The organism is Streptomyces manipurensis (assembly GCF_049570255.1).
In the GTDB taxonomy this organism is placed as follows: domain Bacteria; phylum Actinomycetota; class Actinomycetes; order Streptomycetales; family Streptomycetaceae; genus Streptomyces; species Streptomyces manipurensis.
In genome coordinates, this window is the sequence record NZ_CP186950.1 from 6422669 (window position 1) to 6433888 (window position 11220).

Consider the following 11220-nt stretch of genomic DNA (forward strand, 5'->3'; position numbering starts at 1 on the left):
CCATCTTGTTAGGTAAGCCTAACCTAACCTACTCGGTGGGGGAGAGCATCGGATCGTCCAGCCGCACGAGCCGGTAGCGGCGCTCGCCCGCCCCGCCCTCCGCCTCCGTACGGCGGGCGGCGCCCACCGCACCCGCGCGCGCCGTACGGGCCTCCCTGGCCCCCCGCGCCGTCCGGGCCGTCCGCGCGCGCATCCGCTGGGCCGCCTCCAGGAGCGACTCCACACCGGGGGTGGTCTGCCGCAGCCGGTTGAACCGGCGGATCGACAGGCCCGCCAGCCGTCCGGCCACCGGCCAGGACGCGCCCCGCCCGACCGCGTCCAGGACCACTCGGAGCATCGCGGGGGTCGCCCCGCCGTCGGCCGTCAGTCCGTGCCCGGCCGCGAGCGCGCTCGCCGCCCGCAGTGCCGTCGCGAACGCCGGATCCTGCTCCATCCAGCCGCGCAGCATCCGTTCCGGAACTCCCGCCGCGACGGCGATCGCGGGTTCCCCCAGCCCCTGGGCCGCCGCCCGCAGGGCCTCCGCCATCCGGGCCACGGTGTCGTCCCGCTGGCTCGGCGGACGCCCCAGGGCGTCCCGCAGGGCGTGCTCGACCTCGTCCCGGGCGGCCAGCCAGGCGACGACCCGCGCCGCGCTCTCGGCCCGTTCGGCCGGTCCCGCCGCCCCGGCCCGTACGGCCGGGCCGGCCATGTTCTCGTACACGGTCAATCCCCGTTCGGTCAGGTTCACCTGACACTCAAGAATCGGCCGTCGGCACCCCTTCTGTCCGCCGGATCGCCGTCCGGGGGCCACGCGGACAAGGCGGTTGGAGGAATCTGGCCTCTCCGTTGTCCGGGCCGTACGGGCGCCGGGACCTCAGCCGAGCCCGAGGACCACGGGCCCGCCCGTCGGGTCGACCCGCTCCGACCAGCCCGGCACCAGCCGCAGCGAACGCGACGGCGACGTCCGGCCCGGCACCCGGCGCCGCCACAGCAGCCGGCCGTCCTGGGCCACCGTGACCACCGGCGCGCTCACCGCCGTCCCGGAGCGGAGCAGCAGCGGGCGGCCGGCCGTGCCCGGGTGCCGGTTCGGGGACACCCACACCAGCGGGGCCCGCACCAGCAGGGCCGGTCCCGGATCCGGCCACGCCGTGCCCGACAGGTGTTCCAGCACCGCACCCGCGGCGGCGGCGCCCTCGGCGGCCGCGGTACCGGCCCGCTCGATCCCGCGCAGGGCGTTGCCCACCGCGAACACCCCCGGCACGGCGGTGCGGAAGCACCCGTCCACGGACGGGCCGCGGGTGCCCGGGTCCAGCGGGACGCCGCCGCGGCGGGCCAGCTCGTGGTCGGGGATCCAGTCGCCGGTGAAGACCACCGTGTCACAGGCCAGCCACCCCGTGCGGCCGTCCTCGTGCCGCAGCCCCACGCCCGACAGCCGTCCCCGGCCGCGCAGTTCGGCCACGGCCGTGCGGGTGAGCAGCGGAACCCCCGCCGGGGCGGCGCCGCGCGGCCGCTCCGTGACCACCGCCACCACCTCCGCGCCCGCCCGCCGCAGGGTCCGTACGGCGTTGCGGGCCACCGGCTCACCGCCCACCACCACCGCGCGGCGGCCGACGTCCTGCCCGTACAGGTGGACGGACTGCTGCAGCTCCCCGGTGGTCAGCACGCCCGCCGGGCGGGAGCCCGGCACCAGCCGAGCGCTGCGCGGCCGTTCCCGGGCACCCGTGGCCAGCACGACCGCCGGGGCCGTGATCCGCTCCAGCCCGCCGGGCCCCGTCACCTCCAGGGACAGCGGCCCCGCCCAGCCGGTGGCGGTCACCCCGGTACGGACCACGGCTCCGGCCTCCGTCGCGGCACGCACCGCACGGCGGGCGTACTGCGGACCGCCCAGCACGAGCCTCTCCGGCAGGGCGCCGAACCCGCCGTACAGGCAGTGCCGCGGCACTCCGCCCGCCTCCTGCTCCCGTTCCAGGACCTCCACCCGGACGGCGCCCGCCAGCCGGGCGGCCAGGGCCAGCCCGGCCGGTCCTGCGCCGACGACCAGGACGTCGACCGTACGGTCGGCACGGCTCACCGGCGGAACTCCTCGAACAGCGCGCGGACGGCGGCCCCGCAGTGGAAGCCCTGGCAGCGGCCGGCCCGCGCGCGGGTGCGCCGCCGCAGCCCGTCCGGTGAAGCGGGCGGGATCGTCCCCGCCAGCGCGTCACGGATCTCCCCCCGGGTCACGCGCTCGCAGTGGCACACGATCCGCCCGTACTCCGGGTCCGCCGCGATCAGCCGCGCGTCCCGATAGGGCCGCGGGAACGCCTCGCCCAGGTTCGGCATCCGCACCGGCTCCAGCTCCCGGGCGCCCGCCACCGGCAGGCCGCCCTCCGCGAGCAGCTCCACCACGTGGGCGGCGATCGCCAGGGACGCGGTCAGGCCGGTCGACCGGATCCCGCCCACCGCGACGTAGCGCTGCGCCGGATGCGAGCGGATGGCGTAGTCCTCGTGCTCGGTCGCCGCCCGCAGCCCCGCGTACACGGCGGTGACCTCCTCCTCCAGGAGCGCCGGGAGGATCCGCCGGCCCTTCTCGCGCAGCAGCGCGAGCCCCTCGGCCGTCGATCCGGTGGCCGTCCGGTCGTCCAGGTCCTCGGCGGTGGGGCCGAGCATGACGTTCCCGTACACGGTCGGCGACACCAGCACCCCCTTCCCGAGGGCCCCCGGCACCGGCAGCAGGATGTGCCGCACCAGCGGGCGCGCCAGCTCGTCGAAGACGATGAGCTGGCCGCGCCGGGGCGTGACCGTGAAGTCCGCGTGACCGAGCATCCGGTCGACCGTGTCGGCGTGCAGACCCGCCGCGTTGACCAGGTGGCGGGTGCGCAGGGCGCCCCGGCCGGTCCGCAGCACGTGCGGAGCGCCGGGGGAGACCGACTCCACCCGGCAGCCGAGGTGGAGGTCGACACCGGCGCGGACCGCCTGCGTCGCGTAGGCGAGCGTGGTCGTCCACGGGCAGATCACCGACTCTCCGGGGACGTCCAGCGCCCCGAGCACGCCCGGCCCCAGCCCCGGCTCCCGGGCCCGCACCTCCTCGGCCGGGACGATCCGGGCGGCGCGGTAGCCGTTGCGCTCCGCCTTGGCGGCGAGGCCGGGCAGTGCGGCACGCTGCTCCTCGTCCCAGGCCACGAGCAGCGCGCCGAGCGGCTCCACCGGGATGCCGCTCTCGGCGGCGTACGAGGCCAGCAGCCGCTGTCCCTCCCGTACGAGCCGTGCTTCCAGGGAGCCGGACACCGCGTCGAAACCGGTGTGCAGGATCGCGGTGTTGGCCTTGGAGGTGCCGTCACCGACGTCGTCCGCGGCGTCGAGCAGGGCGATCCGCAGCGGCAGCCGGGCCAGCTCCCGGGCGATCGCGGAGCCCACCACCCCGGCGCCCACGACCGTCACGTCGTACGCGCCGTCCGGCAGGGCGCCCCCGGTGGTGACGGTCACGGTGTCGCGTCGAGCAGGGCCGCCACCGCCGTACGGAACCGCTCGCGCCGCCCGGCGGCCGCCTCGGCCCCGCAGCGCGGCTCGTACACCGCGGACGGCTTCCACCGCGGTACGGCCTCGGCGACGCGCAGCGAGGGGTCCAGCCCGAGACGGGCCACCGCGCCGACGCCGAGCGCGGTCACGTCCGGCAGCGCCGAGACCTCCACCGGGATCTGCAGCAGATCGGCCTGGGCCTGCATGAGGAGCGCGGAGCGGGTCAGCCCGCCGTCGACCCGCAGGGCGGTGAGCGGAGTCCCCAGGTCGGCGGCGGCCGCGTCGGCGAGCTCCGCCACCTGGGCGGCGATCCCGTCGCACAGGGCGTGCACGAGGTGCCCGGCCGTGGTGTCCAGGCCCAGACCGGTCACCGAGCCCCGGAGATCGCCCCGCCACCAGGGGGCGGCGAGCCCGGCGAGCGCCGGGACGAAGGTGACCCCGCCGGCGTCGGCGACCCCGGAGCCCACGGCGTCGATGTCCTCGGCGCCGGAGATCACGCCCAGGTCGGTGAGCCACCGGACGGCGGAGGCCGCGGTGAACACCTGCCCGTCCAGGCAGTAGTCGGTCCGCCCGGACAGCCGCCAGGCCACGCAGCCGACCAGCCCGTGGGAGCTGTGCCGGGGTGCCGGGCCGGCGTGCGCGAGCAGGAAGGCCCCGGTGCCGTACGTGCACTTGGCGGTGCCCGGAGCGGTCACGTCCTGGGCCAGCAGCGCGGCCTGCTGGTCCACGAGCAGCCCCGTCAGGGGGAGTTCGGGTCCGAAGGCGGTGGTGGTGCCGACCCGGGTGTCCGCGTCGACGACCTCCGGCAGCCGCTCGTCGGCCAGACCGAAGGCGTCGAGCGCCGGCCCCGACCAGCCGACGGTGTCGAGATCGAGCAGCTGGGTGCGCCCCGCGGTGGCCGCGTCCGTGACGAACGCTCCCGTGAGGCGGTGCACCAGCCACACGTCGCTGGTCGTCACGACGCCTCGCCCCGTGAGGTGGCGGCGGATCCAGGCCATCTTGGGGGCGGCGAAATAGGGGTCCAGCGGCAGGCCCGTGATCTTCCGCAGCGCCTCCGCGTGCGGCTCCAGCCCGGTGCAGAGCTCCTCGGCACGCCGGTCCTGCCAGACGATCGCGTCGGTCAGCGGCTCACCGGTCGCCGGGTCCCAGGCGAGCACGGTCTCACCCTGGTTGGCGAGGCCGACCGCCACCACCGGTTCGCCGGCCGCCGCCAGCGCCGCGCGTCCGGCGTCGACCACGGAGCGCAGCAGCTCGCGGGGGTCGACCTCCACCCGGCCGCCGGGCAGGTGGCGCGGGCGTACGGGCGCGGAAGCGGAGCCCACGACCCCGCGTACCGGACAGACGACGAGGGCCTTGGTCCCCGACGTTCCTTGGTCGACGGCGAGCACCGGACCCGTCATCACCGCTCCGTCCCTGGTGTGTCGGCATGGTCGATCTTCGCCGGGAAGCCTTCACCAGCGGATCCCGCGCGTCAAGATCCGCCCGGAGCGCCGGGCCCTTGCTGACGCAAGTTCATATCCCCGCAATGGCCTGAAAGTTGCGTTCGGACAACTCTCCGCGTGCGAATGCTCACACTCGCTCTATAGTGATCGCCGATCAACGGGAAGGATGCCGACCGTGGGTCAACGGCGGTGGTTGAACGAACAGTTCTTGTCACGGGGCGTGCACTCCCGCTGCCGGTACGGCTGCAGGGCGGCAGCCGGCCGCCGGACGGACCCCACCCGCCACCCGATCTGAGGACTGATGACCACGACCACCGCAGCACGCGGCCGCACCGGCCGCCCGACGACCGGGACGAGGTGATGGCGGGCGGAGACTTCCGGCCCGTCTACCACCCCGCCGGTCACGACAACGCCTTACGCGTCGCCGTCCAGGACCTGCGCACCGGCCGCTGGGTGTCGATGGCGCAGCTCCTCGCGCGGACGGACGACTGGGGGCTGTGGACACAGCGCACCCAGGTCCTCGCGGCGGTCGCCGCCGGATCCGACGTGGTCCAGGCCTGGCGCGCCGAGGAGCCGCACAGCGTCGCGGCCGTCGTCATGCACATGCGGGTCAGCGTCGAGCGTGCCGTCCGCGCGCACCGCGCCGGCCACCCCCGCACCCCCGAGCTGTGGCAGGAGGCCTGGCAGGCCTGCCGGACCACCGCCGGCATCAGCCCCGCCGACCCCGCGCCCTGGGTCTGCCTGCTCGCCCTGGCGCTCCTCGACGAGCACCGCCAGATGGAGGAGCACCGGCTCGCGCCGCCCGGACCGATGCTGCCGCACGGCCCCTGGGGCATCCTCGCGGAGGCGGACAAGCGCGACCCGCACAACCGCGAGGCCTACCACCGCATGCTCCAGTTCGTGTACGCGGGCCCGCCGGGCCCGCCCTCCGGGGCCGCCAACTTCGTGCACTGGGCGGCCGGTTCCGCTCCCCCCGGCTCCGCCGTGCACGTGCTCCCGCTCTACGTCCAGGTCGAGCGCTACCGCCGCGAACGGGGCCAGGAGAGGGCGCTCGACCTGCACTGGGTCGCCGAGGACGCCGTCCGTGACGCCCACCACGCCCTGCACACCTGGTTCCGCTACGCCGATCCCGAGCGCTCCTCGCCGCTCGACCTCAACCACCTAGCCCACGCCCTCTGGGGCGCCCTCCAGTTCGAGGAGGCGGCGCGCGTCTTCGACGCCATCGGCCGGTACTGGACCACCCTCCCGTGGGCCCACCGCACCCGCGACCCCGCCGACCAGGCGCTGGCCGAGGAGGTGTTCCTCCAGGCCAGGTCCCGCAGCCTGGCCGACCGGAACTGAAGCCGGCCCCGACGGGTGACCGCGCACGCGTCCCCGGACCGCGTACCGCCCGCCGGGCACCGGGACCGCGTACCGGAGACCGCCCGCCGCCCGTGCGCCCGGTGACCGCGACCCCTGCCGTACCCGCTCCACTCCACACCCCCGAGCACCACCGTCCCCCCTGCGCCACCACCCCCGGAGGTACCACCATGTCCCGCACCGCGTGGGCAGCTCGCCAGGACCGCAACCCCCCACCCCACCAGGACGAGGAGGAACGCCTCAGAGAGCTCGGCTACCAGCCCGTCCTCGCCCGCCGGATGGGCGGGTTCGGCAACTTCGCCATCAGCTTCTCCGTCATCTCCGTCCTCTCGGGCTGCATGACCCTGTACGGCTTCGGCCTGGGCACCGGCGGCCCCTCCGTCATGCTGTGGGGCTGGGTCGGCGTCGGCCTGTTCGTGCTCTGCGTGGGCCTCGCCCTGGCCGAGGTCACCAGCGCCTACCCCACCTCCGGAGCCCTGTACTACATGGCCGACCGGCTGGGCGGCCGCCGCTGGGGCTGGTACACCGGCTGGCTGAACCTCCTCGGCCTGCTCGGCGCCATCGCCGGCATCGACTACGGCGCCGCCCTGTTCACCGGCGCCTTCCTGAACCTCCAGTTCGGCTTCGTGCCCACCCCCGGCTCGACGTTCCTGATCTTCCTCTGCATCCTGCTGCTGCACGCCACGCTCAACCTCTTCGGCGTCCGCCTGGTCAGCGTCCTCAACTCCATCAGCGTCTGGTGGCACCTGACCGGTGTCGCCGTGATCGTCGGCGCCCTGGCCTTCATCCCCGACCGCCACCAGTCGCCCTCGTTCGTCTTCACCGAGTTCGTCAACGACACCGGCTGGGCCAACCCCTTCTACGTGGCCGCCATCGGCCTGCTGCTCGCCCAGTACACCTTCTCCGGGTACGACGCCTCCGCGCACCTCTCGGAGGAGACCTCCAACGCGTCCGTCTCCGCGGCCAAGGGCATCGTCCGGGCCATCTGGGTCTCCTGGATCGCCGGATTCGCCCTGCTCGCCGGCCTCACCTTCGCCATCCAGGACTACGCCGCCGTCCAGAGCACCGCCACCGGCGTACCGCCCGCCCAGATCTTCCTCGACGCCCTCGGCTCAGGCGGCGCCACCGCGCTGCTCCTTGTCGTGATCGTCGCCCAGCTGTTCTGCGGCAACGCCGAGGTCGCCGCGGCCAGCCGGATGGTCTTCGCGTTCAGCCGCGACAACGCCCTGCCGGGTTCGGCCCTGTGGCGGAAGGTCAGCAGCCGCACCCAGACCCCGGTGCCGGCCGTGTGGCTCTCGGTCGCCGTCGCCGGCGTCCTCGCCCTGCCGTCCCTCTACTCGGCCACCGCCTACGGCGCCGTGACCGCCATCAACGTCATCGGCATCACCCCGGCCTACGCCATCCCGATCTACCTGCGGCTGCGCGCCGGCAACCGCTTCCAGCCGGGCCCCTGGACACTGGGCCGCTGGAGCAAGCCGATCGGCTGGATCGCCGTCGTCTGGGTGGCGCTCGTCACCGTTCTGTTCTGCCTGCCCCAGAAGTCCCCCGTCACCGTCGACTCGATGAACTACGCGGTGATCGCCCTGGCGGTGGTCCTCGTCCTGGCCAGCGTCTGGTGGTACGTCGCCCGGCGCTCCTACGGCACCCCGGCCGCCTACGGCAACGCCCGCGAGCAGGCCGAGATCGCCGAGGGCATCGTCTGACGCCACCCGGCCGCCGGGCACGGGCCCGCCGTGCCCGGCGGCCGTAATACCTGCGTAATGGCCTTGCGCCCCCGGCGTGCCGTTGAATGCGGTGGGACGGGACACCTCCCGTCGGGCACGGAAACGGGGAGTTGCGGGATGAAGCTGTGGCAGGGGCGGCGCGGAGTGCTGACGGGAGCCGTCGGACTGGTCCTGGCGGCCGCCTTGGCGGCGGGCCTGTACGTGTTCCAGCCGTGGAAGCTGTGGCAGGACGAAACGGTGAGCGAAGCCCTCCCCGGGGCCACCGCGGGCGCCGCCCCCGCCGCGAAGGGATCGGATCCCGCGCCGGGCACCCCCGCGCCGGCCCCCGGGCCGCGGAGCATCGCGGAGGGTTCCTTCATCAGCCACGAGCACGAGACCCGGGGCAAGGCCAGGATCGTCCGGCTCGCCGACGGCTCGCACGTGCTCCGGCTGGAGGGCCTGGACACCAGCAACGGGCCGGACCTGCGGGTCTGGCTGAGCGACGCGCCGGTGAAGGAGGGCGTCGCGGGCTGGCGGGTGTTCGACGACGGCCGCCACGTCAGCCTCGGCAAGCTCAAGGGCAACAAGGGCGACCAGAACTACGAGATCCCGGCGAACGTCGACCCCGCCTCCTACGGCAGCGTCACCATCTGGTGCGACCGCTTCGACGTCTCCTTCGGCGCGGCGGCCCTCGCCGCGACGTAGACGCCGGCCTCCCGCCCACTGCGGCCCCGCCCCCCCGACCGACCCGGCGAACCGGTTGGTCGGACGCGCCTGTTGTCACCGCCCGGAGCGACAGCTGGTGCTTGGCCCGGCTCGACGATTTCCCCGACGTGGGGCCTCTGGTGGTCGTCCGGAGGGTGCACGTCCATGGGATCACCTCGGGGGACGGGCAGCGGCCTCGGGGCGCGCGCCGTGGGGCGGGGACGCCTTGGCGCCCCGGCCCGGGGCGGTGTGCCGCGTGCACCCATGAACGCGCGCCGGCCGCACCCCGGGCAAGGCCCCGGCCGAAGGAGGGCGGAACCCGGCGCAGGACCCCCGGCCACGGCGGAATCCGGCCCCGCCCCGCCCACCCCGAGGCCGATCCGGCGCCTCCCGTCCGGGCCGGGCAGCGGCCACGCGGCGGGGCGGCCGGAAAGGACCGGCGCCCCCTGACCGGGCAGGGGAATCGTTGTAGGCTGCGGAGAACGCACTTGACCTGCATGAAGCGGGCAGGTAGCCGACATTCCGGGAGTTTCTCGATGCTTCGTACCATGTTCAAGTCCTACATCTGACATTTGGACGTTTCCGCAGGTCAGCGGCGTGACGGCGGGCCTCTGGTCAGCAAATGGTCAGCATCAGCCCCTTGGGTTGTTCACGGGGCACACCAGTCGGCAGTCGCGCATGTTGCTGGCGCAGGGCCGTGCCGGTGCGTCGTGACGGCCTCTGTCACGTGGAACCCGACGTCGGTGAGGCCGCGCCCGGCCGTCCTCGCCAGCGACACGGGTGCAGTCATCCACCGGACGACGACGGCGGCGACAGCCCTCGTCTCCTTAGTTCAGCGCTGGCGGTTCGGGCGGTTTCGAACGCGGCCGAACCGGTTCCAGAGCCACCTGGAGGGTTGGCCAGGGGCCTGCACTGTATTCCTGCCGGATTATCGCCGCGGTTTGTTCCCGGGCCAGGGAGGGATCGGTGATTGGGACAGACCTGCATGGCAGTTTGGCGGCTACCTAGTTTTCGCACCAGGCGCTCATGCGGCTGGCAACATGAGCCGTGTGGTCCGCGAGTTGCTCGTACAACGCTTGTGCTTCATCCACAGAGAAATAGGCGTCTAGGAGACCGTAGAGCGGCGCCTGGAGGGAAAGCCGTTCTTGCACGTGCCATGAGGGGCGGTAGTGAACCAAGGTGTTCCGGAACCCTCCGTGGGCCTGGAGGATCAGGTTGCTTGTCGGGGAGTCGAGGACGCCCTTCAGCAGTGATCGGTCCGGCGGGCGGAGTTGGGCTCCGTACTCTTCATCAAGCTTGCGGAGACTGGAGAGCGCGTGGTGGAGCGTGATGTACCGCAGCTTCCACAAGGTGATCGCTGAGGAGGGGTTGCGGTCGTCGGTGACGAGGACACTGGTCGTGTTTAGCGCACAGGTCATGGCTGCCAGGGATGCCTTGATCTCCTCTGGCAGGATCGGATCGAAGCTTCGACGGTAATACTTCTCTGCACGTACCTCTGTCTTGGTCAGGTCCGTCTCCTGCACGGTGTCGAAAAATGACTGTCCTTCCCAAGGAAGTCCGTCTGCCGCTGTGGCGATATAGCTGCCCTGTTCCACGGCGATGGCGTGGAGTTTGGCGCCAAGCATCTCGGAATCCTTGAAAGCTTGCGGGGGGAAGGCGAGGAAGAAGCTGGCGGTGTGGGAGGTGGAGACGAGCCTGCCGCGAAAACGCCACAGGACGAGGTCCTTTTCCAGCGGCCGGGCCAGCGGTAGCCAGGTATTGTTCAGGAACTCCTCGCGGTGCTCGTCGACGATGCGCCGGAAGTCGGCGCCAATGTCGTCCAGTTCCTTGTACTTGTCGTCGTATAGCTTGACCGATTGCCGAGCGCGCTCGATGGCAGGTGCGTAGTCATAGGCAAGTGCGTCCGAGAGGTCGGGAGCGATGTGGCGAAGCGCCCGGTGGGACTCGTGGATGATCAGGCACATGTAGTTGTGCATGCAGAAGATCGGGACGACAGCCAGTCGTGGGGCGGCTGTGATGCTGCGGGCGAAGCGTCGCAAGAACATGATGTCCTGCGCGATCAGCGCCAGGGCTATGTCGTTGCTGGGGGTCGTCGTCACTGGTGCTCTTCTCCAAGTGCAAGAGGCGGGTGCTGCCTCCTGCTGTACGGCATCAGTCCCGCAATAGGGTCGGTCCATGGACCAGTCGTGCAGGGCATCGTGTCAGCAATCTGTGCTGCCACACAGCAGGGTTTCGAGGCGGGGGCCGCTGCGTGCACTGCGGCGGTCCGCCTTCGGCGCAGAGCCGTGGGACGTCTCGCGGTTTCGTGGACCCACTGCCGTGCGGGATGCCAGCAGCTACAGCGGCATACTTTGAGGGAGGGAAGCGTGAGGACTGCTAGCAGCGCATGCGGGCCGCGAAGGCAGATGTCGTTCGTGAACGAGGCGCAGTCAACGCACAAGCGGATGCAGTCGGATCCCTACGCGATCTCGCTGTCTGCTTGGTAGCTACAAAGGCTATGTACCGACAGCGGTGGGGCTGCTGAGGTTAGAGTT

At 72.9% G+C, this 11220-nt stretch carries 8 protein-coding genes; 3 read left to right on the forward strand and 5 right to left on the reverse strand.

The window, feature by feature from the left end; genetic code table 11:
* Positions 1-28: 28 nt before the first annotated feature.
* The 4 genes from ACPU2J_RS29130 to ACPU2J_RS29145 form a co-directional block, all read right to left on the reverse strand.
* The gene (locus ACPU2J_RS29130; RefSeq protein WP_423834339.1) at positions 29-700 is read right to left on the reverse strand and encodes a hypothetical protein; all 672 of its coding nucleotides are present in this window, start codon (positions 698-700) and stop codon (positions 29-31) included.
* A gap of 153 nt (positions 701-853) precedes the next feature.
* Entirely contained in the window at positions 854-2050 is a 1197-nt protein-coding gene (locus tag ACPU2J_RS29135; RefSeq protein WP_423834340.1) for an FAD-dependent oxidoreductase, read from the reverse strand.
* Positions 2047-3444, reverse strand: coding sequence for an FAD-dependent oxidoreductase (locus ACPU2J_RS29140; protein WP_423834341.1), 1398 nt, complete (start codon positions 3442-3444; stop codon positions 2047-2049). The genes ACPU2J_RS29135 and ACPU2J_RS29140 overlap by 4 nt, the downstream gene beginning before the upstream one ends.
* Positions 3441-4877 (reverse strand): FGGY family carbohydrate kinase, encoded by a 1437-nt coding sequence (locus ACPU2J_RS29145; RefSeq protein WP_423834342.1) that lies wholly within the window; start codon positions 4875-4877, stop codon positions 3441-3443. The genes ACPU2J_RS29140 and ACPU2J_RS29145 overlap by 4 nt, the downstream gene beginning before the upstream one ends.
* 402 nt (positions 4878-5279) lie before the next feature.
* Between ACPU2J_RS29145 and ACPU2J_RS29150 the strand changes: the two genes are divergently transcribed.
* The 3 genes from ACPU2J_RS29150 to ACPU2J_RS29160 all read left to right on the forward strand — a co-directional run bounded on the left by ACPU2J_RS29150 (position 5280) and on the right by ACPU2J_RS29160 (position 8686).
* Positions 5280-6260, forward strand: a complete 981-nt coding sequence (locus tag ACPU2J_RS29150; protein WP_399816637.1) for a hypothetical protein — start codon at positions 5280-5282, stop codon at positions 6258-6260.
* Between the two features lie 188 nt (positions 6261-6448).
* The gene (locus ACPU2J_RS29155) at positions 6449-7981 is read left to right on the forward strand and encodes an amino acid permease (protein WP_423834343.1); all 1533 of its coding nucleotides are present in this window, start codon (positions 6449-6451) and stop codon (positions 7979-7981) included.
* A gap of 138 nt (positions 7982-8119) precedes the next feature.
* On the forward strand, positions 8120-8686 hold the full coding sequence (locus ACPU2J_RS29160; RefSeq protein WP_423834344.1) for a DM13 domain-containing protein: 567 nt from the start codon (positions 8120-8122) through the stop codon (positions 8684-8686).
* 1004 nt (positions 8687-9690) lie between these two features.
* On the opposite strand, the gene ACPU2J_RS29165 is transcribed toward ACPU2J_RS29160, so the two are convergent.
* Positions 9691-10785 carry a hypothetical protein gene (locus tag ACPU2J_RS29165; RefSeq protein WP_423834345.1) on the reverse strand — a complete coding sequence of 365 codons (1095 nt, stop codon included), beginning with the start codon at positions 10783-10785 and terminating at the stop codon, positions 9691-9693.
* Positions 10786-11220: the final 435 nt, after the last annotated feature.